Below are 23,853 nucleotides of genomic sequence, written 5' to 3' on the forward strand. Positions count from 1 at the left end.
GACGCCATGATCCGGGGGGTGACGGCGCTGGCGGATGCGTGCCTGGAGCCGTCACCCCGCGACCTCTCTGCACCACCACGTGCTCGGCACCGCCACGGGGACGAGGCCATCGACATCCCCGGGGGCCAGAGCCGTCTTGCGAGCGTCGATGGGTTGCTGTACCTCGATCGAGGCGCACTCCGCCGAGCCGATGGGCTGCCGTAGATCCCGGAGGGAGATGCGGTGCGCCACAGCTCGAGCCAAAGGAGTCGTCATGTCGCTGAGTGTGCAGGAGCAGAAGTTCGAGTACATCTTCAAATGGTTCGATCAGAATGGTGACGGGTTCCTGTCCCAGGACGATTTCGAGACGATCGCCGGGATGTTCAACGCCATCGCGGACGAGAAGGACGAGAAGAGCCGCGCCTCGATGAAGCGAGGCTTCTTGCTCTGGTGGGAGCTCTTGCAGAGCGCCAAGGGGAGCCCGCCGGCAGAGAAGGTCAGCAAGGAGGAGTGGGTCGACGTGATGAAGTCCTGCGTCCTCGCGCCAGAGAACTTCGAGAACGTGGTGGGCACCATCGTCGATGGGATGATCGGCGCGCTCGACCGGGATGGGAACGGCAGCGTGTCGCTGGACGAGTACGTGCGGATGTACGAGGCGCTGGGGGTCTCTCCGGCGACGACGGGCGAGACGTTCAAGAAGCTCGATCGGGATGGCAACGGGGAGCTGAGCTGCGCGGAGTTCCGGCAGGCCGTCTTCGAGTACTACCTGAGCGGGGACCCGGACGCGCCGGGCAACGGGATGCTCGGGCCGCTGAAGCTCGGCGCGTAACGGCGTCTCTCGGACCTCCCGAGCGCGTCGTGGAATCGGCGCATCCAGCCATCCTCCGGAGAACTCTTCGCACCAGCAAATTTCCGGCACCGCGAAGAGGCCCAGATCATTGATGTTCCTGGGAGTTCATGGTCTTGGTGGACGGTGACGCCCAGCGATGCCTCGCCCCACCGATGCACGGTCGAGGGGAGATGGTCAGAGGGCGCGCCCCATGTCTCCACGCCCGAACGCGTGGATGCTCTGCCGAGGAGTCCAACCATGAACCACACTTCCTTTCGATCTGCCGCCATCATCCTCGCCTGCCTCGTCGCCGTGCCGCTCACGGGGTGCGTGATCAAGACAGGGGACAACAACGAGGGCGGCGGCGGCTCCACGGGGGAAGGAGGTGCTGGCGGGACGGGCGGTGCCGGGGGCTCGGGCGCTGGCACGGCCTGCTTCGAGCCCACGCCGTTCAGCGCGGGTGAGAGCTTCGTCGCCGCGGATGGTGACAACGTCCGGACGTTCCAGTTCACGCTGCCGTCCGATCCGGAGGGCGGCGCCGTCACCATCACCGCCACGGGCGACCAGCTCCTCGGAGAGATCCGGGTGGCCGACCTCGCCGACGGCAACATCGTGCCCCTGATCATCAACAACGACGGCGTCGCCGAAGCGGCGTTCGTGGGCGAGCCTGGCGTCACCTACGAGGTGGAGATCTCGGAGTCCTCGGTGACGGCCACCGATCGCACGGTGGAAGTCGACGTCACCTGGAAGCTCGACACCCTCCGCGACTGCTACGAGCCCAACGACACCCCCGCCCAGGCGGCGCCCATTGCGCTCGGCGAGACGATCACCGCCTACACCTTCGCCGGCTACCTGGCCAACGAGTGGCCGTCGCTCGAAGCCCACGCCGACTACTACGCCGTCGAGGTGGACCGCCCCGGCACGCTGCACATCGTCCACAACCAGCCGTCGCGCCCCGACGGTACGCCGCTCGCCCTGAGCCTGTCGGTCTACCGCCAGGGCTCGAACGACGAGCTGGGCGGCGTCACTGCCCTCGACGGCCCCAACGAGCTGGAGATCACCGTGGACGCGGCCGGGACCTACGTCCTGTTCGTCGGACCCTTCAGCAGCCTCGTCTACGCCGGCGCCCCCGGTGAGGGCGTCCACTGGACGCAGCCCTACACGCTCACGACCACCCTGAAGTGATGGCGTGATGGCGCTCCTCGGTGAGCCCATCGCACCTCGGTAGCGGCGTACGGGGCTCAGCATACGGCCCCGTACCGCGGGTCGTTCTCGACCGCATCCCGTCGGTTGGACAGGGGCCCCGCAGCCGCCACGATGGTGAACGCTCGCGATGCCCCCGCTTCGTCGTTTCTGGTTCGAATTCGTCGTGGATTGCGTCGAGGAGCTTCCTCCGGGCGTCCGGATGGGTTGTGGCGTGACGAGATCAACGGAGGTGAACTCCGGGTCAGGACGTCTTCGGAGAAGGTAGGTTCAATGGATCCAGCCATGTGGCAGATGGTTCTGTCCACTTCCAGGACATGGCATGGGCCAGTACTTCCATCCACATGTCGTGGCCCACCAGGACGAAGTGTCTGCACCCAGCGCATCGTGCCCCCACTTCTTCAATCCAGGTTGACGCTGTTACTTCATAGAAGTTGGGATCCGGGCAGTTTCCAGTGCGTATCCAGTCGGAATAGAATCGCTGGCGCATTTCTTCGTAATCCGGGACGATCCCCCTTGGCTCCATGGCGCTCTGATCGAAGCGACCGTCTGGCAATGCGTCTGTGTCGGTTGCCCCAGGGTATGTGCAGACCCATTGGCCGGCTTTGAAGTGGATTTCGACCCCGCGGGATACAAGATCCTCGTCGAGATTCTCAGGCAACGCCACGACATCGAGTTCGATGGTGGTGTGACCATTTTCTACAACGCGGATGCGCATCTCCGGGACCGAGGGAGAAACGAACCAGGGGACAGCGATGGCTTGAAGACGTCCTCGTTTCATATCCACCTCACGGCGTAGACTCAGAAGGGTGTACCTTTGCGCCCAGCTCCGTCGTTTTTGGTTCGAGTTCCTCGTGGACAGCTTGGAGGAGCTTCCGCCGGGAATCCGGATGGGTTGTGGCGTGACCGCGTCTTCCGTTGAAGAGGCCACCGCACTCGTGCAGGAGCGAGTTTTTGGAGGAAAACCCCTTCCGCAACTTCGTGAGGTGGTGACGGATGTCGATGTCTCCGCGCTGGATCCGTCTCATGTGCGGGTGAACATGGGAAACCCAGTTTTGCGCGGCATCTGGTTTCCGCTGGGATACTGACCTGCAGCCGAGCGATGAGGCATCGATGTGGAGCGGGCAAGATGTGGTGACAGTTGCGGCGGTAGGTGACGCAGGGTCAGGGCATGCCGACCGCAGGAGGCAACTGATCATCGAGTGCCGCCCACGTGGCACGAAACTCCCGGACGACGGGGGCGACTTCCGCGCGGGGTAGCGTCGCCTCGTTCACCAGTTCGATGGAGTTCATCCGGCCCATCTCGACCACGATGTTACGTCTGTGTCGTTGCGAATGGAACGGTCCGGGGGATGCTCCCGGCGCCGCTGACCGCGTGTTTCCGTGCCGGGGGAGCAGGCGGAGCTCTCCTCACGCCCATGGAACTGGTATTTCCCAGGTGTATCCATGATGAGTGAGCTGGAAGCGGTTGTGGACGAGGTGGTCGTCGACGGCGCCAGTCGTGCCGTGGGGGGCTATGACGACTGGGTTGATCTCGGTGGGGTGACAAGTCGGGTGAGAACAGGCTAGACATCATCGGATGATGCGCTGCATCAAATTTCAATTGAAGTCGTCGACTACATTCTTTCGAATGGGTTGATGGTTGTCGGCGATCTGGGCAGCGGCATGTCCTGTTTCGTCCCCTGGCCAGTCACCATTCCAGAGGCACTGGCGCGTATCGCGCGTGAATGGCGCGTGCTCGGTCGAGAGCCCAGCCTCTGGGAGATCTGCTGGTTCGAGAACACTGCTGCGGGTAATGAAAGAGCACGACGAAGCGGGCTCATCACCTTGCGTGGATGAGGCACTCAAAGGCCGAGCCGTACGGGATGCCGGGACGTGAAGCCCTCCGTGGCGGGGTGTGCCGGGGCGCTGGTGGGCATCGGGCTCATTCGAACGACCACCTTGGCTCTGATGTGCTCGGTCATGGGGTGTGGGCCTGGCGAGAACAGCAAATCCTCTCCGCCCCCTGGGCCATCGAGCGTCGCCACGGCGACGTCAAACACCGTCAGGGAGCCAGCAGGCAGTGAGGGCGATGCAGCGCCCGTGTCGCAGGGGGGCGCCGGAGCGCCGCTCCTCGCTTCGAGTGCTGCGCGTGCACCGGTCGGTGAGCTCAAGCTCGTGCCAGGGATCTGGATCCACGGGGCGGACATCCACGGTGCCGCGTGGTTCGTCGGACACGTCTACGATTTCAACATCGGTGTCATCGCGGGCCGGTCCTCGCGGATCTGGCTCGACGTGCCCGGTACACATCCAGATCCCGCTGTCCGCGCGCTTGCGAAAGTCGGTGGAACCAGCCATGGCAGCATCCTCGGTATTACATGGCTTGCTGACGAAGCCGCGCTCAGGCGCGGAGCCAAGTTCGGATCGAGAGCGAGCGAAGAGATGAGTCGCCGTGCGACCTTGGGTTCGGATTCCGCGGGAGCCAATTCTTTGGCGGTCCTCGCGGCCCGCCTGGCGGGAGTCAAACTGCGTGGGGTCGAGCTACGTGGTGTCTTGACGGTTCGTGTTCATCAATACTCGAGCCTCTCCCTCCTGTGGGGAGTGATTGCCATGTCCGGTGCACGATATGAGCTGCGCGGCTCCGCCATCGTCCTTCAGAGCGCTGGAGAGCTGCCAGACGCGGCGAGAGAACCTGCGCCGAACTGTCCGCTCATTTACTACGACGTGGATCCCGTTCATCGATGCACGCCGACGAAGGAACTGTGCGTCGGTGCGGTGGGTGTACGGAACGACGGGAATCGGCTTGCCTTGCTCGTGGATTCTCGTGGCGCGGGACGGGTCGCACGCGAAGGCAACTGGGTCGGTCTGCAGCCGCGAGACGGCAGTATCGTCGTGATTGTGTCAATCCGTAGATCCGGTGTGACACTCAATAACGGTGATGTGATCTCGCTCTGCGAGCCGTGATGTCGCAGGGGTACGCTGCCCTGTGCGTGACGCGTCGGGGGCGGGGGAGATCAGGTCGCTGTCGGAGCGGACCAGGAGTGCTCGGGGTAGAACTCGCGCATCATCCGGGCGGTGTAGGCGACGAGGGTGGGGTAGCCCTCGGCGCGACGGCGCAAGGGGGAGTCGAAGAAGGGGGTGAGGATGCCGGCGAGGATGCCGAAGGCGATGGCGTCGACGGCGACGGGGTGGTTGCCGAAGAGGTAGGTCTTGTCGCCGAGGAAGGCCGCGAGGGCGTCGAGGGAGCGGATGCCGAGGGAGAGGATCTCGTCGTCGGTGTGGCGAGCGACGCCCATGGCGCGGTAGTTGGCGCGGACGTCGTTCTGGAGCTGTTCGCGGAGCTTGGGGCGCAGCGCTTCGGGGGCGCCGTCGACGAAGTGGGCAGGACCCTTGGCGAAGTTGTCGGGGTCGAGCCAGCGGGCACACCCGGAGACGGCGGAGAGCTGGTTCTCGAGCATGCGCTCGATGGCCCAGGCTTCGGCGCGCTGGCGGGCGTCGAGGCCGGCGTCGAGGTCCTTGCCGAGCTTCTTTTCGAGGTGCTCGCGGATGAAGTGGGAGTCGGCGATGCGGGCGCCGTCGTCGTCGATGAAGGGGAGCTGGCCCTTGGGGGCGCCTTCGAGGTCGGGGGCGCCCTTCTGGTAGGGGACGCCCAGCAGCTTGAGCTGGATCTCGGTCTTGGTGACGAAGGGGCTGATCTCAGGGAGTCCGAAGCCGGGGCCGAAGCCGTGAAGGGTGATCATGAGGGGGTCTCCTGGGTCGTGGTTCGTGGTGGTGGAGATGGGGTGTAGTCGGGGCTGCTGACAGCATCATGTCAGGATTGTCAGGTGGACGGGACTCGGTGGGCGCGTCGTGCCGGGACGGTGATGAGGGGGGACGCCCGGGGGAGCCGAGGAGGCCAGAGGAGGGCAGGGGAGGGCCGATGGTGATCGTGAGCGCACGATGAGGCGCGGGCGCTGATCGCGATCAGGGCGCGCTCGTGAATTCAGCGGGGATTCGTGGGGACCTGGTGCGGCACGACCTCTGCTCTCGATGAGCGCTGCTGCTCGGGTTCGGATGCGCCGGATCAGGGTGGCATTCCAGCCAGCAGGCTGGAGAAAGGAGACCATTCATGGCTACCGAAGGCCCTTCGCCCAATGAAGATCGCGGTGTGGTGAAGAACCCGAACAACATGAGGCACGACAAGGATCTCGAAAATCGTGAGAAGCAGGGGCACATCCAGAGACCGCCACCCGGAAAGCCGGAGGATCCGAAGCAAAGACCCCCGGGGAGGTAAGTAGAACGTAGCGTGACGCCAGCAGGCCGTGGGCTTGCTGGCGTTGTTCGTTATTGCCTCCCGGGCTGCTCTCCCGACTGCAAAGGGGCGCCGAGGCCTCGTGGGAGGGGGTGGCGGAGAGCTGGCGGCGGTCAGCGGGAGAGCCTCGTGACGCGGAGGCCTCTGCTGGCGAAGGCTTCGCGCAGGCCGGCGGCGAGGGTGGCGCAGGTGGGGATGTCGGCGAGGTCGATGCCCAATGCGACGAGATCCCGGGCGATGCCAGGGCGCATGCCCGTCAGGATGGCGGTGGCGCCGAGGAGGCGGGTGGCGGTGACGAGGCGGGTGAGGTGGTGCGCAGCGTCCTCGTCGAGGGTGACGGCGCCGGTGATGTCGAGGAGCACGGTGCTGGCGCCGGTGTTCGCGATGTGGGCGAGGAGGCGCTCGGAGAGGTCTTCCATGCGCTGGGGTTCCAGCTCGCCGACGATGGGGGCGACGAGGATGCTCTCCCAGAGCTGGATGACGGGGGTAGCGAGGGCGAGGATCTCCTCGGCTTGCTTGTTGATGAGGTCGCGGGCGCTGGAGATCTCGGAGAGCTGCGCGGCCAGCTCGGTGTTGGCCTGCGCGAGGGCAGCGGTGCGCTCTTCGACGCGGGCTTCGAGCTGGGCGAGGAGGGCGTCGTGCTCGGCTTCGGCGCGCTTGCGGTCGGTGATGTCGCGGACGACGCCCACGAGGAGGTCTTGGCCGTCGAGGCGGGCGCTGCGAGAGCTGATCTCGACGGGGAAGCGGGTGCCGTCCTTGCGCTGGTGCAGGGTCTCGAAGAGAACACCCGTGGTGCGGGCGCTGGCGAGCTGCGCCGCCACCTCGGCGGAGGCGGCGGGGACGCGGAGGTCACGGGTGCTCCGCGTGAGCATCTCTTCGCGGGTGAAGCCGTAGGTGCGGAGGGCTGCGTCGTTCGTCTCCACGATGCGTCCGTCGGGCGTGGTGATCAAAATGACGTCGCGGGTATGCTCGAAGAGCAGCTCGTAGCGCTGTTTCATGCGACAGAGAGCTTTCTAGTCCGAGTGTTGGCGACTGCACAACTTCGCTGGGGCGGCAGGGCGTGGCGCTGCTGCGACGATCCCGCGACCACGAGATGGCGGGAGCGGACGCGCGGCGCCAGCGTCGGGAGTCGCGTGGTAGCGTCGCGCGTTCTCTCCAACCCTGAGGGCGGTCCTCGTGGGTCCGCTCGTGCAAGAGTATTTCCAATGAAGCAACTGCTCGGTCTGATGGTGTTCGGTTCGCTCGTGGCGGCGTGTGCTCCGGTGGCGGAGGTCGAGGAGGGGCCGCTGGCCCAGGAGGAGGTCCTGGAGGCGCAGGAGGGGCTCCAGGGGCCGTGTGGGGGGCAGGTGCCGGTCGAGGGGTCGAAGGACGCCCTGGGGATGCTGGCGTTCCTCAACAGCGCGGCGGCGACGCAGGCCGTGCTGGACCATGAGGTGGCGCTGGATGCGCGGGCGGCGGCAGGGCTGGTGAGCCGCCGGAACGGGCCGGACGGGGTGCTGGGGACGGGGGATGATCGGCCGTTCGCGTCCGTCGCAGAGGTGGATGCGGTCGCCTATGTCAACGGGCCGGCGCTGGCGAAGCTCGCGGATTACGCGCGGGCGACGGGGTGGGTCGAGCTGGAGGACAGCGAGTGCCTGGGGACGTTCGATACGGTGGCGTTCACGGCGGGTGAGGGGCGGCGGGCGCTGTCGCTGGTGAACCAGGTGCGGGCGTCGGCGTTGCCGGGCATCGGGCTGGACCACCGGGCGGTGAACAGCATCCTGGCGAACCGGCTGGTGCCGCACATGCCGGCGCTGGAGGCGCTGCCCTACATCGGGCCGCAGATGATGCTGAACATCCGCTCGTCGCTGTACCTGGTGGTGCCCGGGGATCTCTGCACGTCGAACGCTGATTGCGGGTCGCTGATGCAGTGTGTGGGGATCCCGTACGATGGGTCGAGCAACCAGGGGCGCTGTCGCGATCTGGCGCCGCTTCCGGGGGAGGGGGAGTCGTGCGACACGACGGCGTGCGCGCCGGGGTTGTTCTGCACGACGTACCATAGCTGCTTGCCTGGGTGGATGGCGGACGAGGTCTCGAACTTCACGGACGTGACCATCCCCGCGTCGACGTCGGCGCCGGTGGCGTCGAGCGTGATCGTGCAAGGGCAGGCGACGGTGCCGGTGAGTCTGGAGGTGAAGATCCGGCTGGTGCATCCGCAGCCGCATGCGCTCCGGATCCGGCTCGTGGATCCGAATGGTACCGAGGCGCTGCTCTGGAATGGGCCGGCGTCGCCAGGTCAGACGCTGGGGTCGACGCTGCCGGTGACCAACGGGATCAGCTACGACGATTCGGTGAACGGGCGGTGGCAGCTCCTGATCGACAATGCTGGCGGGACGCAGGCCGGGCTTCTGGAAGGCTGGACGCTGAAGGTGACCAGCCGCTGGGATTGAGGCACCGAGTTGCTGGGTGGCTGCGCCACAGGGGGCTTCGACGTGGGTCCATGAGTGCGCGTCAGCGTGTGGTGTAGCCGCCGTTCGCGAAGATCGTCTGCCCCGTGATCCACCAGCCCTCCGTGGCGAGGAACTGGACCACGGGGACGATGTCCTGGATGTCCCCGAGCTTGCCGTTCATGCTGGCCGACTGGTGGTAGGCGACGGCCTCGGGGCTCTCGACCGGGTAGAAGAAGGGGGTGTCGAGCGGCCCGGGGGCGACGGTGTTGACGGAGATGCCGCGCGGCCCGAGCTCCTTGGCGGCGGCGCGCGTGAAGTGCTCCAGGGGCGATTTGCTGCCAGCGTAGACCGAATAGAGGCCCGTGAACGCGGCGAGGAGCGAGGTGCCGACGGAGATGATCTTGCCGCCGTCGTGCATGCATCTGGCCGCTTCGCGGATGAAGAAGAAGGCCGCTCGGGTGTTGACGGCGAACATCGCGTCGAACTCGGCCTCGGTCGTCTCGATGATGGGCTTCTTGAGCACCTTGCCAGCGCAGTTGATCGCGATGTCGACGCCTCCGAAGCGCGAGGCCGTCTCCTGGAAGAGCGCTTCCGTGGCAGCGACCTGGGTGAGATCGCCTTGCATCGCGAAGGCTTTGCCACCGGCGTGCTCGACGGCGCGGACCGTCTCGTCGGCGTCTCTCCGTGAGGCCGGGCTGTTGTAATGGACGGCGATCGAGGCGCCCGCGGCGCCGAAAGTGCGGCTGATGCGACCGCCGAGGTTCTTTGCGCCCGCAGCGACGACGACGACCTTGCCACGCAGCCCGTGATGGTTCATTGAATCCCCTCCTGTGGACGCGCGCGATGGATCTGGACGTGCGCGTGTGGCCCGATCCGAAGCGCGCTGGCGGAGGGTGACACGCGGGGCTGTGCGTGGCTCTTCGTGATGAGGGGATTCGCGCGACCGGGACGCGTGTGGGGGCGCGGAGGGGCGTCGCGTGCCCCTGCTGTGACCACGAAGGGCATGGAATGCGCGGCGAGGAAGGCGCAGAAGCTGCTAGGTGGGGAAGGCGCTCCTCTTCTCGACGCCGAGGAGCTTGAAAGGGGCGTCCTTGCGGCAGATCCAGCCGCTCGACGAGTTCCCGCCCCGGGTGAGGTACTTCTTTTGAATCTTCACGAGGACGAGATAGCCGCCGGTAGCGAATCGTGTCGCGACGTCCGCATCCGTCGTGAACTCGATCAGCTCTCCGAATGCGGGGACGTCACTGTCGTGCCTTCGCGCCTCCAGCTCGGTGGGGGCAGTGGTGGCCGTGAGGCCAAAATGATCTTTCAGCTCTTCCAGCTGGAGCGTGCTGCACCCGCGCGCGAGGACGACCTCGGTGCTCCCGCTGGCAGTTTCGACGTCGCGTTCACTGGTGGGCATGAATTCTCTTTCCTCGTGACGGTCGGTCGGCGACCTCGGTCTGCGCCGAGGCGCGGCATTCGCTGGCTGCTCGGTGGACTTCGACCTGGAGAGCGTTCTCGACCCGGCGAGCCCGACGCGCGGCGGTGGAGAGCAACCGATATGCCGGAAGGTTTGTCGTCAGGAGGGCCGGAATCGATGAAGGCGCACGGAAATGAATCCGTCCACGACCGGACGGTGGCTGCTTTTTCGGCAGGCCAGTGGCCGGCCCATGGCCGGTCAGCGGGATCGTGTGTCGGTTCGTGCAGTGCGGAAGCAGCACGGGCGTCCCGGTTACGATAGGCTTGTTTCATTCGCGTGGACCGTGGAAGGGGGGGACACATGCAAGAGTCGCTTCGAATCCGCTCGGCTTTAGGGCCGGAGGGCGTCGCGCCGACGGGAGGTTGCACGTCGACCGACACGCACGATCCGACGAGGGCGCAAGCACCCGTGGAACTTCACGGTCCGTGGGGGATTCTTCCTCCGACTGGGGAGCAAGAGTCACCGCCATCTCGCATCGAGTTTCCGCTGGGTATTCATCGGATGTGGCTGGAGCCTCCGGATCTCGTGTGCGTGGTGGCCGGCGGGGACGTGGCGCCCGAGGAGCTGCGGAGCACGATCCTCCTGGAGGGGGCAGTGGGGCGAGCCTGCGGTCGGGTGTTCTTGCTCGTGGACATGAGCGGGATGGGGATCATGGAGAGCGATGCGCGCAAGATGGTCCGTCACGCGGTGGACATTCCTTTTCGGGGCATCGCCGTGTATGGCGCAGGGTTCAAGGCGCGGGTGCTCGTGAAGATGCTCGCGGCAGCGCTTCAGCTCTTCTCGCCTGGCGTTGCGAAGTTTCTATCGTTCTTCTCCACCGAAGAGGAGGCGCGGCGGTGGCTCTTTGCCCAGCGTGCCTTGGTGGACGCCGAGCATGCGCGCGTCGTGTCGGCATGAGGAAGCCGCGTCGGCATGACGGCGAGGGGGGCTTCGCGTATGTAAAGCAGGAGGGGGGGACGATGGAGCAACAGGATGCTGTCTGCAATGGGGCTGCCGATTACTGGCGTCTACGGGACGAGCTGCTGACCACGTCGCCGCTCCGGGAGCTTCACCCCGGCGAGATCGGTGCGTTCAGTCGCTCCGTCTACGGGTGTCCGGAGGCGATGGCGCTCTACGGCGTGCCGCCCTCCAGGATGGCGGCCACCGGGCTCAAGATTCTCGGGCGTATCGCTGTGGAGTGCACCGTCGACATGCACGGGTCGGCGATTGCGAACACGCTTTACACACTGCTCGGTAGACCACGTCGCGCACCGGACATGCTGGTGGCCGATCTGTTCTGCGGGGCGGGTAATGTGGGCTACCACATTGGCCGGCGGCTGGGGGTGACGGTGCAGGCGTCGGAGGGAGACGCGCAGATCCACGCCGCCACGCGTCACAACCTCGAGATGACGAAGGCTCCCGTGGCGCTGGACCAGGGTGATTACCGCGATCTCCTCGATCAGCTCGTGCCGCGTGGTCCCCACGATACGTACATCGTGGAGCCTGGCTGGGGGACCGCAAGCTCGCGAGAGGGGTTGGATCTGGGGGCCACGTCCCCTCCCTTGCGCGAGATTCTGAAGTCCATCCGGCGTTCCCGCTCCGGAAAGCCGTTTCTCTTGGTGATCAAGACGAACGATCGAATCCTGCGCGATTCACTGCGTGCGGCGTTGACCGGGGGACACCACCTGCACACGCACGCGCCAGCGCCCAGGCTGCCGCGGGGAGCGAACGCACATCATCATCTGTATGCGCTCCCCGCGTGAGACCCGGCGCGGGAGGGGACGCCTTCGTCTAGAGGAAGGCGCGCCCTTTCGTCTCGTTGACGACGGTGAAAGGGGCATGCTTGCGGCAGATCCAGCCACCTTCCGAGACGCTGCCCTTGGTGAGGTATTTTTTCTGGATCTTGACGGTGATCACGTAGCCACCGGTGCCGAACCTGCGGGCGACGGCGGGGTCCGTCGTGAACTCGATGAGCTCTCCAAATACAGGTACCTCGCCGACCTGCATTCTCGCCTCCATGTCCGTGGGCGCGGTCGTCGCATCATCGCCGACTCGACCTCTGAGGGCATTGAGCTGGATTGAGTTGCACCCGCGACCCAGCGTCACCGTGTCATCTCCGCTGGCTGCTTCGACTTCGCTTTCAGAGGACAGCATGGTCTTCCTTTCTCGTGGCTCGTCGTGGGAGACGCGAGGCGCGTGGGGGCGCTCGCCGTGACCCATCGAAGGACGCACGTCGTTCGTCGATCCATCACGGCCCTTCGAGCATGGCGCGTGCTGGATGCACTCCCTATATCGCGCCGCGTACGGAAATAGCTTCTCCAATCGACCGACGAGAACGAAATGGAATGGTTGAACCGAGCCGTTCAGGCGCGCTTCAGAACGTCTCGTCGAAGGAGGGGCGTCGACGGCGGTGCTCGTCGGTGCAACGCGAGGGGCTGAATCGGGCGTGAGCTGGCGTGTGACCTCGTGAGGGACGCCGTGAGGGATGCGTGGATGGTGACATTGGCGATCGCCCCTGGCACGATTGTTCGACGAGAATGGATTCGCAGAAGCAAGGGGCCATGGCCCGTGTGGCGCTGCGCTTCACGGCGTGGGCCGAGCGATGGTTCCCCGATTCGTACGTGTTCGCTGCCGTGGCGGTGATCGTGGTGGCGGTCGCGGCGCTGGTGAACGGCGCGCCGCCGCTCTCCGTGGCGAAGGGGTTCGGTGACGGGTTCTGGAGCTTGATCCCGTTCACGATGCAGATGGCGTTCGTCGCGTTGACCGGGTACGTGGTGGCCAGCTCACCGCCCGCGGCGCGACTGATCGACCGGCTGGCGGGGGTGCCGCGGACGGGGCGCGGGGCCATCGCCGCGGTGGCGACCATCAGCATGCTGGCGTCGCTGCTCAACTGGGGGCTGAGCCTGGTGTTCAGCGGGCTCCTCGCGCGGGCGCTGGCGCGGCGGTCGGAGCTGCGAATGGATTACCGGGCCGCGGGGGCAGCGGGATATCTGGGCCTCGGAGCGACGTGGGCGCTCGGGATCAGCTCGTCGGCGGCGCAGCTCCAGGCGAACCCGGCGAGCTTGCCAAAGCCGCTGCTGGCGATCACGGGGGTGATTCCGTTCACCGAGACGATCTTTCTGTGGCAGTCGCTGGTGATGGCGGCGGTGCTGGTGGTGGTGTCGACGGCGATCGCATGGATGTCGGCGCCGTCGGGAGAGGAGGCGGTGACGGCCGAGGAGATGGGAGTCGATCTGCGGACGGCGGCCGATGCGCTGCCCCCGCGGGAGCGGCCAGGGGAGTGGCTGGAGTACAGCCCGCTGCTGCCGGTGCTCCTGGGCCTCCTGGCGCTCGGGTGGCTGGGGCACGAGATGACGCGGCAGAACCCGATGGTCGCGATCTCGAACCTGAACACGTACAACTTCGCCTTTCTGATGCTCGGGCTTCTGCTGCACTGGAGGCCGAAGCGCTTTCTGAATGCCGTGGCGAAGGCCGTGCCGGCGACCGGGGGGGTGCTGATCCAGTTCCCGCTCTACGGGGCGATTGCGACGATGATGACGGCGACACCGGGGAGAGCGGGGCACGCGCTGTCGGACCGGATCGCGCAGGTGTTCGTGGATCTATCGACGGCAGGAAGCTTCCCGCTGTTGATGGGCGTGTACTCGGCCGTGCTGGGGTTCTTCATCCCGTCCGGCGGAGGGAAGTGGATCATCGAGGCACCCTACGTGATGCAGGCGGCGAACGATCTACAGGTACACCTGGGGTGGGCGGTGCAGGTGTACAACGCGGCCGAGGCGCTGCCGAACCTGATCAACCCATTCTGGATGTTGCCGCTGCTCGGGGTGCTGTCGATCAAGGCACGGGACATCGTGGGGTTCAGCTTCCTGCAGCTCCTCGTCCACACGCCGCTGGTGTTGTTCATGCTGTGGGCGTTCGGACTGACGCTGGTCTACACGCCGCCCGTGATGCCTTGAGCGCAAGCGGCAGCGCGGGCGAGGAGCAGGTCTCGCTCGCGCTGGTTGTGGGTGAGGGAGGCGGCGCGCTCGAACTCGGCGCGAGCTTCCTCGAAGCGTTCGAGCTTGGCGAGGAGATCGCCGCGGACGCTCGGCAGGAGGTGATAGCGCTGGAGGGAGGGGATGGAGGCCAGCTCGTCGACGATGCCCAGCGCGGCGGCTGGGCCGAAGGCCATGGAGACGGCGACGGCTCGGTTCAGCTCGATGATGGGGGAGGGGACGCGCTGGACGAGGGCGGCGTAGAGGGTGGCGATCTGCACCCAGTCCGTCTCTTCCGCGGTGCGGGCGCGGGCGTGGCAGGCGGCAATGGCGGCTTGCAAGACGTAGGGGCCTTGGCCCCCGAGGGCCTCGGCGCGTTCGAGGGCAGCCAGGCCGCGGCGAATGAGGAGCAGGTCCCAGCGAGCGCGGTTCTGGTCGAGGAGCAGGATCGGCTCTCCGGTGGGGGTCGTTCGCGCTCGGAGGCGTGATGCCTGGATCTCCATGAGAGAGACGAGGCCGTGGACCTCGGGCTCTTCAGGGGCCAGCTCGGCCAGGATGCGGCCGAGGCGGAGGGCATCCTCGCAGAGCGCAGGGCGTACCCAGTCGCTGCCCGAGGTGGCGGTGTAGCCTTCGTTGAAGACGAGGTAGAGGACCTCGAGCACGGAGGTCAGTCGCTCGGCGCGCTCCGGACCGCGGGGGACTTCGAAGGGGACGCGCGCCTCGGCGAGGGTGCGCTTGGCGCGGACGATGCGCTGGGCGATGGTGGGCTCCGGGGTCAGGAAGGCCCGGGCGATCTCGGCGGTGGTGAGGCCTCCGAGCAGGCGGAGGGTGAGGGCGACGCGGGCCTCGGTCGAGAGCACGGGGTGGCACGAGACGAACACGAGGCGCAGGAGGTCGTCGCCGATGTCGTCGTCGAGCGCGGATTCCAGGTCGGGGACGGCGAGGTCGCGCTGGGCTTCGAGTTCATGGCCGAGCTCCTCGCTCTTGCGTTCGAACCGCTTGCTGCGGCGGAGCTGGTCGATGGCGCGGTGCTTCGCAGTGGCCATGAGCCATGCGCCCGGGTTTGCCGGGATGCCCGCCTCGGGCCAGCGTTCGAGGGCGGTGACGAGGGCATCCTGTGCGAGTTCCTCGGCGAGGCCCACGTCACGGACGAGGCGAGCGAGGCTCGCGACGAGCCTGGCCGACTCGATCCTCCAGACGGCTTCGATCGCGCGCTGGGTTTCGGATGCCTTCACGGGCCCCGTCTAAGGCATCCAGCGCGAGGAGCGCAAGTCCGGGCCGACATCGATCGGGTGGTGCGCGCTGGCTCGGGAGGAAATGAAGGTAGGTGGGGCGTGGCTTCTTGCGCCTTCCTCAGTGAGCCTTGCGTTTGCCAGGGCGCGCCGAAGAAGGCGTTCTGGCGAGCGTCTCTGCCGGAGCTTTCCGAGGCGTGGTGGGGGCTTTTCCGGTGGCGCTGGTGGGAGCCTTGCCGCGGCCGCTGGGTGAGGGCTTACCCGTGGCGCTGGGCCCCTTGCCAGCAGCGCTGGGCGAAGGGCTGCTGGGGGTAGCGGGGGAGGACTTGGTGGCGCTGCTGGAAGACGGTGTGCCGGCGCCAGGAGGAGCCTTCGTGGACGTCGGGTCGGCCGTCCTGGAAGGGGTCCGGGTGGGGCTCGAGGCGACGGCGACGACGCGGCCCAGCTCCTCGCGGAGGGCGTCGACGTTGCCGGGGCCGAGTTGCTGGCGGACGTGCTTCTGGGTCTTTTCCCACAGGGGAAACGCGACCTCGATGGCGCGCTCCCCCTGGCGGGTGAGGAAGACGAGGCGCACGCGGGCGTCATTCGGGGCGCGGGCGACGCGCACGAGGCCAGCTTTTTCGAGCGGGACGAGGTTCCTGGTGAGGGTGGTCCGGTCCATGACCAGCCCCTCGGCGAGGGCTCCGATGTTGGCGCCGTGCTCGCCACAGCTGGCGACGGCGACGAGCATGGTGAGCTGAGACGCCTGGAGGCCCGAGGGGCGCAGGTTCTCGTCGTACAGGCGCGTCAGGGCGCGAGAGGCCCGGCGAACGCGCACGCAGGCGCACTGGGCGCCGATGATCCGGGCAGCATCAGCGAAATCGACCACGGGATTGGTGTGTATGCGCGAAGGCTACCTCCGTCAAACGGACCGCCCTGGATACCTTGACATCTGAACAGGTGCAGGTACACCTATCCCCACGACGCGGGACCATCCGGCCTGTCGGCGCGTCCGATTTCGTCTCGCGCGCGCGGCAGCCCGATGCGCGTTTTTCATTCGTTTTCAGCATTCCGTGGCGATTCCGCCTGGCGTGTGAGTCTCGCACGTCAGGCGGGGTCGTCGCTGTCGTGCGCCACGGGGTGCATCTACACGTTTGTTGCGGGTCCGAGCGATCCGGTGGCCGCTCCTGAGCGATGCCCCGGCCGTGGACCACGGCGGCACACGTGCACGCCATGCAGGGAGAAGGTCCATGAGTGGGTTCTTCGTCGTGCCGTATTGCCTGAAGTTCGAGGACACGATGGCGTACGGGAGCCATCACTACCTGACGAACTTCCGCTTCCAGTGCATCGCCCGGGAGACGCTGTACTTCGCCGAGGCGCCGGATGGGACGCTGCCCTTCGAGGAAGATCGTGCGATCCGGCTGCTCACGACAGAGGGATACAGTCGGAATCTGGCGCCGGTCCGCGTGGGAGAGCGGGTCACGATTTTCATGACGCTGGGGGCGGTCACGCCGTCGAGCGTTTACGGTTACTTCCGGACCGTGCGGTTCGACGGGGAGCCGGTGGCATGCGGCTACCAGCGGCTCGTGACCGTGTCGGCGACGAGCGAGGCGCTGGCGCCCTTGCCTCGCTCGGTGACGAGGCATGTCGGTTCCCTCGACGAGGGGCTGGAGCACGCACGCTTCGTGGAGCTGGTACTGCGGGGGGGCGGGGCGCTGCGCGAGCTCTTTCCGGAGCGCCTGAGGCGGTACGGCGCGGAGCTCGCGCGCGAGGGGCTGCACGAGGCCAAGCCGCACCGGATGGCCTGGCGCGGGGAGGTCGAGCGCGCCGGAGAGAGAGGGCGGGTGGCGCTGTTGCTGCCTGGTCAGGGGTCGTTCGATCTGGGCCTGCTGCGCGGACTGTGCGCGCAGTTCGAGGTGGCGCGCGAGGCGGTCGCGGAGGTGGAGCCCGTGGCGCAGGCGCTGCTCGGAGGCTCGCTCACGAAGCTGGTGGTGGGGAGCGAGGAGGTCGCGCGCGAGGGGCTCGCGGCGTGTCCCGATCTCGACCAGTTCGGGATCCTCGTCCAGGATCACGTGGCCGTCGCGCTGCTTCGCGCCGCCGGGCTTCGGCCCGATGTGGTGGCGGGGCACAGCTTCGGCGAGATCCCGGCTGTCGCGGCGGGGGGAGGGTGGTCTCTGGCCCAGGCGGCAGCCGTCGTGGGCCGGCGGGTCCTCGCACTACGTCAGGCGCCACCCGGTCGGATGCTCGCAGTGCAAGCGGGGGCCGAGCGGCTGCGAGAGGCCATTCATGCGCTCGGGCGGGATGACGTGTTCGTGGGGGTGCTGAACGCCGCCGAGCAGACGGTGGCCTCGGGGTCGGTGGAGGGGATCGCAGCGCTGATGCATCAGCTCGAACGGGCGTCCATGCGTGCGACGCTGCTCGCGAGCCGGTACGCGTTCCACTCGCCGCTGCTTGCGCCGGCGGTCGGTCCGTTCGCTGGCGCGTTGCAGGGGATCGAGGTCGCCAAGGGGGGGGCGGCGACGTACTCGACGCTGGATCGCGTTCATTACGGCTCCGGACCCCTGTCTCCCGCGCGGCTGCTCCCGATGCACATGGTGACGCAGCTGGACTTCGCGGAGGCGGTGCGGTCGCTCCACGACGCAGGCTGTCGTACGTTCGTCGAGTGCGGCGGGGGCAGCATCCTGACCGCGCTCACGCGCAGGAACCTGCCATCTCAGAACGGCGTTCGGGTGCTCTCGTGCTTCCGCGCCGGTGAAGACGTGGTGTCCGAGCACCGTCGCGTCCTGGAAGCACTGCGCGTGCTGGGGGAGGACCTGAGCGAGGTCGTGCCGCGAGCTGCGTCCGCGCAGCGTGCTCGGGAGGTTCAGGGGGAGACTGTGCCGTCCTCCAGTCCGGAGGTGCGCGCAGAAGCGAGGGATGCAGAGCCGATTGCGATCGTCGGAATGGGCGCAGTGCTTCCTGGGGCTGGAGGCGTCGAGGCCTACCTCGCGCAGCTTCGCCAGGGGACGAGCGGGATCGTGGATGACGGGGCGCGCTTCCCGGACCTCCGGACCGATTTCCTGAGCGAGGGGCGCGCAGCGGACAAGACCTACAGCTTGCTGGTCGGGGCAGTCGACACGCTGGGGCCGTATGCGCAGCAGACGGGATACGACGCAGAGCAGCTCGAGCGACTCCCCAAGACGGCCCGGATGCTGGCGTGCGCGCTCGCCGAGGCGAAGGAGAGCGCGGTGATGCTCCAGGGGGGCGGGGCGCTGCGGGTGGCTTGTGTGCTCGGCTCCACGGCGGACGGGTCGATCGAGCACGATGAGGCGGCGCTGCTGCTCGGCGTGGAGCAGGTGCTGGCGGGCCTTTCGGCGGACGCTGCGGAGCGCGAGGCCGTGATGCGGGCGCTCGCGGAGGGGTTCGGGCTCGACGAGGCGCGGCGCGCGGCATGCCGTGGGCACCTGGAGCCCCTCGAACGGGTGGTGCAGGACGTGCTGGGAGCGGGGGGGCAGACGGTGCTCGTGGATGCCGCGTGCGCGTCGTCGATGCACGCAGTGCATCTCGGCGCTGCCATGCTGCGCCGGGGCCTCGCCGATGTCGTGGTGGCGGGTGGGGTGTATCAGCCAGGGCCGCCGAGCGCGTGTCAGTTCTCGCAGTTCGGTGGGCTGTCGGCGACGGGCAGTCGCCCGCTCGATGCTTCCGCGGACGGCGTGGTCTTCGGGGAAGGGGCCGCCGTCGTGGTGCTGGAGCGGCTCGGGGATGCGGTCGCGCGAGGGCGTCGAGTCGATGCGGTGCTGGTAGGCAGCGGGCTGTCGAGCGACGGGCCGAGTCCGTCGGTCACGGTGCCGCAGCGCCAGGGCCAGACGCTGGCGATGCGGCGCGCTCATGCGGACGCGGGCGTTTCGTCGGGGTCGCTACAGTACGTGGAGGCGCACGCCACGGCGACGCCGGTCGGTGATGCGACGGAGTTCCAGGCGCTGGTCGAGGTCTTCGGGGAGGCCTCGGGAACAGCACGGATCGGGCTGGGGAGCGTCAAGTCGCTGCTCGGGCACACGGGGTGGGCAGCCGGGGTGGCGTCACTCCTCAAGGTGGTGCTGGCTCTGCGCGAGCGGACGATCTTTCCGCAGCATGGCTTCCGAGCGCCGAGCGAGCGCATCGAGCTGGCGAAGTCACCGTTCGTGATCCCGACGAAGGCTTTGCCCTGGGAGGCGCCGGCGTCGGGAGAGCCGCGGCGCGCCGGGCTCGACAGCTTCGGTTTCGGGGGGACGAATGCGCACCTGGTCGTCGAGGAATTTTCAGGCGGCCCTGCGAGCGCACGACGGGGGCGTCCTGCAGAGGGACACCGCAGGCTGTGCGTGATCGGTGTGGGGAGCGTCTTCCCCGGCAGCCGTGGGGAGCCTGCGGAGGCGCCCTCGGGCGTCCTGAGCTTCGAGGCGGGCACGCTCGGGTTGCCAGCCCGGGCGCCTGTGTTGCCGGACGCGCGTGAGGCAATGGACGCGGCGCAGCTGCTCGCGGTGATGGCCTCGGAGCAGGCGCTCTCCGCGCTGCCGGTCCGGGAGATCGGGGACCGGATCGGGGTGGTGATCGGTCACGAGGGCAAGACCTTGCGGGGCGCGCGGGTGAACGAGCGGCTCTTTGCGGACCGGGTGGCGCGGTGGCTCGGCAACCGGGAGGTGCGTTCCGAGCTTTCGGGCAGGGTGGTGGACGCCCTCCGGGAGGGGTCCCCTGCGGCGGGGCCGTACACCCAGCCGGGCAACATGCCGAACATCGTCTCCGGGCGGGTGGCGAATGTCTTCGGGCTCCGCGGCCCGAACTTCGTGGTCGACACCTCCGGGACGTCGCTCCTGAGCGCGCTCGCAATGGCGGATCTCGCGCTGGAGGGGGACTGCGAGGTCGTGCTCGCAGGGGCCGTGAACGCTTTCGGGGACGAGGTGGCCCGAGGGATGTCGGCGGGCGAGGATCCGAGGGCAATCGGGGAGGGGGCAGTGGTCGTCGCGCTGTGCACCGAGGCCACGGCAGCGCGCCACGGCTGGCCGGTGCTGGCGCATCTTCAGGTCACCAGCACGCCCGAAGCCGACCGAGGGCGGGAGGCGCACCAGGTTGGCCAGGGGCGGGCGAGGATGCGTGGTGCCGAAGGGGCGCAGGAGCTGACGGCGGCGGTGCGAGGTGCGCGCGCGCAGAAGGCGGCGATGCTGTCGTGGCCAGGGGAATCCAGGCGTGTGCAGATCGCCCCACCGCCAGGGCTCTCGGGGTTCGTGACCGGAACACCGATCCAGCACTACGTCCCGACGCTGGTGCGCTCGATGGGAGCCAATCCCGCAGGACGGGTGCCAGGGCGGGTCCTCTATGTGTGCGCCGAGGCGGCGCTCGCGGAAGAGGTGCGGGCCGAGGTGTCCGCGGGCGCCGTGGTGCTGTCTCTCGGGTGCCCGGGGGGCGAGGCGTCGGAGGGGACTCTCCAGCCGCGTGAGGGAGCGTGCCCGTCGATCGACGGACGCGATGAAGAGAGGCTGCTCGTGTCGTTCGATGCCCTCGCACCCCGCGATGTCGATGCGGTCGTGGTGCTGAGCCGGGCCACGGAAGGGCGTGCATTCCTCGACGGGACGCCGGGCTCGTACCAGCCGCCGATGCGAGCGCTCTTCGGTGCAGCGCGCCGCTACTACGACGCCATTGCGCGCGGGGAGGTCGCTTTTGCGGCGATCGTTCTGAAGGCTCTCGATGGCGGGCGGCTCACGCCGCTGAGCGGTGTGGCGGGGGGCTTCGCGAAGGCCCTCGCTCGCGAGCTTCCCGCAGGGGATGTGCGGGTGGTCCACGCGGACTGCACCGGGGCGCGCGGCGCACTCGATGCGCTGTTTCGTGAGTGGCGCTGGGCTCGGCCGGAGGTGCCCGAAGAGGTCGTCGACGTGAGGGGTGAGCGGCACGTCGTCGCGCTCGCCGAGGCACAGGAGCCTGTCCGTGGTGGAGAGGCTGCGCTCGACGCGAACTCCGTCGTTCTGGTGACCGGAGGGGCACGCGGAATCACGGCCATCCTGCTGGAGGCGCTCATCGAGCGGTTTGGGTGCCGTGCGGTGCTCCTCGGTCGGTCACGGCTGGAGGACGCGCCGCCGCACACACTCGCCATGAACGACGCGGAGTTCGAGGCCTACGAGCGGGACTTCTACGCCGAGGCGTTGCGCGCGGATCGCAACCAGAAAATTGCTGCCCTGCGAGAGCGCTATGGTCTCATGCGCGCAGCACGTGAGGTCCACCAGACGCTGGCGCGCCTCAGGGGTGGTGCAGGGCGCGTGGACTACCACGCCGTCGATGTCAGCCGTGGCGAAGACGTCGACCGCGCCGTGGCCAAGATCGCTGCGGTCCACGGCCGGCTCGACCTCGTGGTGCATGGCGCCGGGATCCAGGTCTCGAGTCGATTGCCCTCGAAGTCCCTCGCGCTGTTCGAGCGCATCGTGGACACGAAGCTCGCAGGCCTGGGAAACATCCACCGCGCCCTGGCGCGTCACCTCCCCACGGCCAGACCTCACTTCCACCTGGTGACGTCGGCCTTCAGCGCGCTGGGAAACGACGGCCAGCCCGATTACGGGGCTGCCAACGAGGCCATGAACCGGGCGGCTTCGCTCTTCTCGGGTGGCACGGCGGGGCAGGTGTGGTCCAGCCTCGCATGGCTGGGGTGGAACGGCGTCGGCATGACGGCCGGCTCGGAGTACAGCGCGCTCGGAGCGGCACGCGGCCTTCGCGGAATCGAGGCCGACGAAGGTCGGCACCTCTTCCTCGATCTGGTGACCGCGAGACCCAGAGGAGGCGCCTTCGTGCTCCTGACCGATGCGGAACGCGCTCGCTTCCAGCCGCGATTTGCGGCCGGGATGCCGCCCTCGGGAGACCGGGGTCCAGGCAGTGCGACCCCGCGTCGGTCGTGGACGCTGGACCCGCGTCTCGAACCCTGGCTCTCGGGTCACCGAGCGCAGGGGAAGATCGTCGTGGCCGGAGCATTCCTCGTGGAGCTGGCGGTGCGCCATGCGCTCGGCGCTGCCCCGGGGGAGCCGCGCGTGGTCCGCGAGGTGCGTGACGTACGCTTCTTCGAGTTCCTGCGCCTCCAGGAGGCCGCGGCGCGCGAGGTACACACGGTGACCACCCGCCAGGTGTCGCTTGGCGGGGGGCGCCTGGTCTCGACCATCGAGGTACGGGGGGACTTCGTTCACGCCTCGGGGGTCGTGCTCCGAGAGGACATTCTCTTCGCGCGCTGTGACGTCGAACTCGGGGCGCAGCGTGACGCGGCAGCGGTACGATCCCGGAAGCACCTCGAAGGACCCTCGCTCCGCGATCCTTATGCCCGCGCCGGCGCGCCGCTCGAGCATGCTGGGTGGTTCGACCATCTCCGCTCCTTCGTGCTCGGCGATGCGCTCAAAGCGAGCACGTTCCACGCGCCGAGGGGCCCCGCCCTGGAGCCGCTGCGTCATGCGGTGACGCCGTTTCTCTTGCTCGATGCGCTCCTGACCCTCGGTACGCTCCACCGCGACCCCGCCGGTTCGCTGCCGGTCTGCGCGGCAGGCGGCATGGACAGGATTCGCTTCGGTGGCGCCATGAACGACCTGGCGCTCGGCGAGGCGCCTGGCCAGGCACGGCTCGTGGCGACCGTTCCTCTGGTGACGGGTGAGCGGGTCCTGAGCGCGTGGGCTCAGGCCTTCGATCCAGCAGGAGAGGTGCTGCTCGATGTGGAGGGGCTGCAGGGACACGTCGTGGGGCGGGTCGCTGTGGAGGGCGGTACGAAGCGGCCGATGCAGGAGGCGGCGCGATGATGCCGCAGCTGGGGGTCGCCCTCGTGCGCATCGATGCGGAGACGGCAATCCGCTGCGGTGCCTACCTGACCGCGGCGGAGCATCGCGCTTGCGCAGCTCAGCGCGTGGCGTCCCGTCGGATGCAGTCGGCATGCGCCCGGGTGGCGGCGAAGTGGCTGCGGCTGGAGCTGGCCGAGGGGCGAAGCGCGCCGCTCGTGGCGCTGGATGCCGCTTCGCTGACGTCACATGCGCGGGGGCAGTACCTCGACGTGGCGCTGTCCGGGCCCGGCGGGACGGCTCCGCGATTCGCCGACCAGCGGGTGGCGGTATCGCTGTCGCATGCGGGTGAGGTGGCGGCGGCCGCGGTTTCTCCAGCGGGAGCCGTCGGGGTAGACGTCGAGCGTGTGGAGCCGCGCTCGGCTGCCTTCGCGGATGAGCATTTCACGCCGCAAGAGCGCGACGCCTTCACCTTCCGCTCCCCCCGACGAGCCGACCGTGCGGCGCTCGAGACGCTGCTCTGGAGCGTGAAAGAGGCCCTCTACAAATCAGGAGCCCTCACCCTGCCTCCGCGCTTCTCGTTCCGCGACATCGAGCTTTCGACTTCGCTGGCGGGATCCCCCTTCGCGTTGCCCTCCGTCCGTACCTTCGCGTTGATGGCGTGCGGCGTGCGTTTCTTTTGCCGATCCGTGCTCACCAGGACGTTCGCGCTGGCCGCGGTCGTCGAGGCTCCGCCGGATCCAGTGCTCGCTCGATCGATCCAACCCTGAAG

At 68.0% G+C, this 23,853-nt stretch carries 21 protein-coding genes; 12 read left to right on the forward strand and 9 right to left on the reverse strand.

The genetic code is table 11. The features are described 5' to 3' along the window. Positions 1–6 precede the first annotated feature (6 nt). From CMC5_RS45765 to CMC5_RS11675, 3 genes are all read left to right on the forward strand, one after another. On the forward strand, positions 7–204 hold the full coding sequence (locus CMC5_RS45765) for a hypothetical protein (RefSeq protein ID WP_050430477.1): 198 nt from the start codon (positions 7–9) through the stop codon (positions 202–204). 49 nt (positions 205–253) lie between these two features. Continuing rightward, complete coding sequence (locus CMC5_RS11670) at positions 254–808, forward strand: EF-hand domain-containing protein (protein WP_063796261.1); 555 nt, start codon at positions 254–256, stop codon at positions 806–808. Between the two features lie 258 nt (positions 809–1,066). Beyond that, positions 1,067–1,993 carry a hypothetical protein gene (locus CMC5_RS11675; protein ID WP_050430478.1) on the forward strand — a complete coding sequence of 309 codons (927 nt, stop codon included), beginning with the start codon at positions 1,067–1,069 and terminating at the stop codon, positions 1,991–1,993. A 262-nt stretch (positions 1,994–2,255) separates the two neighbouring features. Here the strand turns inward: CMC5_RS11675 and CMC5_RS44290 are convergent, their stop codons facing one another. After that, positions 2,256–2,729, reverse strand: a complete 474-nt coding sequence (locus CMC5_RS44290; RefSeq protein ID WP_156338475.1) for a hypothetical protein — start codon at positions 2,727–2,729, stop codon at positions 2,256–2,258. Between the two features lie 136 nt (positions 2,730–2,865). Here CMC5_RS44290 and CMC5_RS44295 point away from each other — a divergent pair, with 136 nt between their 5' ends. Beyond that, entirely contained in the window at positions 2,866–3,099 is a 234-nt protein-coding gene (locus CMC5_RS44295; RefSeq protein ID WP_156338476.1) for a hypothetical protein, read from the forward strand. Between the two features lie 76 nt (positions 3,100–3,175). Here CMC5_RS44295 and CMC5_RS48445 read toward each other — a convergent pair whose 3' ends face one another. Next, positions 3,176–3,304: a hypothetical protein gene (locus CMC5_RS48445; RefSeq protein ID WP_281180850.1), complete on the reverse strand. Its 129-nt coding sequence runs from the start codon at positions 3,302–3,304 to the stop codon at positions 3,176–3,178. 789 nt (positions 3,305–4,093) lie between these two features. Between CMC5_RS48445 and CMC5_RS11685 the strand changes: the two genes are divergently transcribed. After that, positions 4,094–4,954 carry a hypothetical protein gene (locus CMC5_RS11685; RefSeq protein WP_156338477.1) on the forward strand — a complete coding sequence of 287 codons (861 nt, stop codon included), beginning with the start codon at positions 4,094–4,096 and terminating at the stop codon, positions 4,952–4,954. A gap of 50 nt (positions 4,955–5,004) precedes the next feature. Here CMC5_RS11685 and CMC5_RS11690 read toward each other — a convergent pair whose 3' ends face one another. Beyond that, positions 5,005–5,730: a glutathione S-transferase family protein gene (locus CMC5_RS11690; RefSeq protein WP_050430481.1), complete on the reverse strand. Its 726-nt coding sequence runs from the start codon at positions 5,728–5,730 to the stop codon at positions 5,005–5,007. A gap of 368 nt (positions 5,731–6,098) precedes the next feature. Here CMC5_RS11690 and CMC5_RS44300 point away from each other — a divergent pair, with 368 nt between their 5' ends. Next, a complete protein-coding gene (locus CMC5_RS44300; protein ID WP_156338478.1) occupies positions 6,099–6,263 on the forward strand; it encodes a hypothetical protein in 165 nt (54 codons plus the stop codon). 131 nt (positions 6,264–6,394) lie between these two features. Here the strand turns inward: CMC5_RS44300 and CMC5_RS11695 are convergent, their stop codons facing one another. Continuing rightward, entirely contained in the window at positions 6,395–7,279 is an 885-nt protein-coding gene (locus tag CMC5_RS11695) for a PAS domain S-box protein (protein ID WP_050430482.1), read from the reverse strand. A gap of 207 nt (positions 7,280–7,486) precedes the next feature. Here CMC5_RS11695 and CMC5_RS48450 point away from each other — a divergent pair, with 207 nt between their 5' ends. Next, a complete protein-coding gene (locus CMC5_RS48450; RefSeq protein ID WP_156338479.1) occupies positions 7,487–8,710 on the forward strand; it encodes a proprotein convertase P-domain-containing protein in 1,224 nt (407 codons plus the stop codon). Positions 8,711–8,771: 61 nt separating this feature from the next. Here the strand turns inward: CMC5_RS48450 and CMC5_RS11705 are convergent, their stop codons facing one another. Together CMC5_RS11705 and CMC5_RS11710 are read right to left on the reverse strand one after the other, a co-directional pair. Then, positions 8,772–9,527 carry an SDR family oxidoreductase gene (locus tag CMC5_RS11705; RefSeq protein WP_050430484.1) on the reverse strand — a complete coding sequence of 252 codons (756 nt, stop codon included), beginning with the start codon at positions 9,525–9,527 and terminating at the stop codon, positions 8,772–8,774. A 219-nt stretch (positions 9,528–9,746) separates the two neighbouring features. Beyond that, positions 9,747–10,112 (reverse strand): DUF4765 family protein, encoded by a 366-nt coding sequence (locus tag CMC5_RS11710; protein ID WP_050430485.1) that lies wholly within the window; start codon positions 10,110–10,112, stop codon positions 9,747–9,749. Positions 10,113–10,673: 561 nt separating this feature from the next. On the opposite strand from CMC5_RS11710, the gene CMC5_RS11715 reads away from it, so the two are divergent. Continuing rightward, a complete protein-coding gene (locus CMC5_RS11715; RefSeq protein WP_050430486.1) occupies positions 10,674–11,069 on the forward strand; it encodes a SpoIIAA family protein in 396 nt (131 codons plus the stop codon). Next, a complete protein-coding gene (locus CMC5_RS11720) occupies positions 11,066–11,914 on the forward strand; it encodes a class I SAM-dependent RNA methyltransferase (RefSeq protein WP_156338480.1) in 849 nt (282 codons plus the stop codon). Before CMC5_RS11715 ends, CMC5_RS11720 begins: the two co-directional genes overlap by 4 nt. 28 nt (positions 11,915–11,942) lie before the next feature. Here CMC5_RS11720 and CMC5_RS11725 read toward each other — a convergent pair whose 3' ends face one another. Beyond that, positions 11,943–12,371: a DUF4765 family protein gene (locus CMC5_RS11725; protein WP_050430488.1), complete on the reverse strand. Its 429-nt coding sequence runs from the start codon at positions 12,369–12,371 to the stop codon at positions 11,943–11,945. A 317-nt stretch (positions 12,372–12,688) separates the two neighbouring features. Between CMC5_RS11725 and CMC5_RS11730 the strand changes: the two genes are divergently transcribed. Continuing rightward, positions 12,689–14,104, forward strand: a complete 1,416-nt coding sequence (locus CMC5_RS11730; protein ID WP_050430489.1) for a short-chain fatty acid transporter — start codon at positions 12,689–12,691, stop codon at positions 14,102–14,104. Here CMC5_RS11730 and CMC5_RS11735 read toward each other — a convergent pair. Both CMC5_RS11735 and CMC5_RS47440 read right to left on the reverse strand, forming a co-directional pair. Continuing rightward, positions 14,080–15,357, reverse strand: coding sequence for an RNA polymerase sigma factor (locus CMC5_RS11735; RefSeq protein WP_050430490.1), 1,278 nt, complete (start codon positions 15,355–15,357; stop codon positions 14,080–14,082). The genes CMC5_RS11730 and CMC5_RS11735 overlap by 25 nt on opposite strands. A 118-nt stretch (positions 15,358–15,475) precedes the next feature. Further along, positions 15,476–16,222 (reverse strand): MarR family winged helix-turn-helix transcriptional regulator, encoded by a 747-nt coding sequence (locus tag CMC5_RS47440; RefSeq protein WP_082362399.1) that lies wholly within the window; start codon positions 16,220–16,222, stop codon positions 15,476–15,478. 361 nt (positions 16,223–16,583) lie between these two features. Between CMC5_RS47440 and CMC5_RS11745 the strand changes: the two genes are divergently transcribed. After that, positions 16,584–23,105, forward strand: coding sequence for a type I polyketide synthase (locus tag CMC5_RS11745; RefSeq protein WP_050430491.1), 6,522 nt, complete (start codon positions 16,584–16,586; stop codon positions 23,103–23,105). Further along, positions 23,102–23,851: a 4'-phosphopantetheinyl transferase family protein gene (locus CMC5_RS11750; protein ID WP_050430492.1), complete on the forward strand. Its 750-nt coding sequence runs from the start codon at positions 23,102–23,104 to the stop codon at positions 23,849–23,851. The genes CMC5_RS11745 and CMC5_RS11750 overlap by 4 nt, the downstream gene beginning before the upstream one ends. Positions 23,852–23,853: the final 2 nt, after the last annotated feature.

It is taken from the genome of Chondromyces crocatus, from assembly GCF_001189295.1.
In the GTDB taxonomy this organism is placed as follows: Bacteria; Myxococcota_A; Polyangia; order Polyangiales; family Polyangiaceae; genus Chondromyces; species Chondromyces crocatus.

What these genes read in the sequence shown, in the direction of transcription:
- CMC5_RS45765 (WP_050430477.1), top strand. Translation starts at nt 7, where the DNA reads ATGATCCGGGGGGTGACGGCGCTGGCGGATGCGTGCCTGGAGCCGTCA.
- CMC5_RS11670 (WP_063796261.1), top strand. Translation starts at nt 254, where the DNA reads ATGTCGCTGAGTGTGCAGGAGCAGAAGTTCGAGTACATCTTCAAATGG.
- CMC5_RS11675 (WP_050430478.1), top strand. Translation starts at nt 1,067, where the DNA reads ATGAACCACACTTCCTTTCGATCTGCCGCCATCATCCTCGCCTGCCTC.
- CMC5_RS44290 (WP_156338475.1), bottom strand. Translation starts at nt 2,729, where the DNA reads ATGCGCATCCGCGTTGTAGAAAATGGTCACACCACCATCGAACTCGAT.
- CMC5_RS48445 (WP_281180850.1), bottom strand. Translation starts at nt 3,304, where the DNA reads ATGAACTCCATCGAACTGGTGAACGAGGCGACGCTACCCCGCGCGGAA.
- CMC5_RS11690 (WP_050430481.1), bottom strand. Translation starts at nt 5,730, where the DNA reads ATGATCACCCTTCACGGCTTCGGCCCCGGCTTCGGACTCCCTGAGATC.
- CMC5_RS44300 (WP_156338478.1), top strand. Translation starts at nt 6,099, where the DNA reads ATGGCTACCGAAGGCCCTTCGCCCAATGAAGATCGCGGTGTGGTGAAG.
- CMC5_RS11695 (WP_050430482.1), bottom strand. Translation starts at nt 7,279, where the DNA reads ATGAAACAGCGCTACGAGCTGCTCTTCGAGCATACCCGCGACGTCATT.
- CMC5_RS48450 (WP_156338479.1), top strand. Translation starts at nt 7,487, where the DNA reads ATGAAGCAACTGCTCGGTCTGATGGTGTTCGGTTCGCTCGTGGCGGCG.
- CMC5_RS11705 (WP_050430484.1), bottom strand. Translation starts at nt 9,527, where the DNA reads ATGAACCATCACGGGCTGCGTGGCAAGGTCGTCGTCGTCGCTGCGGGC.
- CMC5_RS11710 (WP_050430485.1), bottom strand. Translation starts at nt 10,112, where the DNA reads ATGCCCACCAGTGAACGCGACGTCGAAACTGCCAGCGGGAGCACCGAG.
- CMC5_RS11715 (WP_050430486.1), top strand. Translation starts at nt 10,674, where the DNA reads ATGTGGCTGGAGCCTCCGGATCTCGTGTGCGTGGTGGCCGGCGGGGAC.
- CMC5_RS11720 (WP_156338480.1), top strand. Translation starts at nt 11,066, where the DNA reads ATGAGGAAGCCGCGTCGGCATGACGGCGAGGGGGGCTTCGCGTATGTA.
- CMC5_RS11725 (WP_050430488.1), bottom strand. Translation starts at nt 12,371, where the DNA reads ATGGGTCACGGCGAGCGCCCCCACGCGCCTCGCGTCTCCCACGACGAG.
- CMC5_RS11730 (WP_050430489.1), top strand. Translation starts at nt 12,689, where the DNA reads ATGGATTCGCAGAAGCAAGGGGCCATGGCCCGTGTGGCGCTGCGCTTC.
- CMC5_RS11745 (WP_050430491.1), top strand. Translation starts at nt 16,584, where the DNA reads ATGAGTGGGTTCTTCGTCGTGCCGTATTGCCTGAAGTTCGAGGACACG.
- CMC5_RS11750 (WP_050430492.1), top strand. Translation starts at nt 23,102, where the DNA reads ATGATGCCGCAGCTGGGGGTCGCCCTCGTGCGCATCGATGCGGAGACG.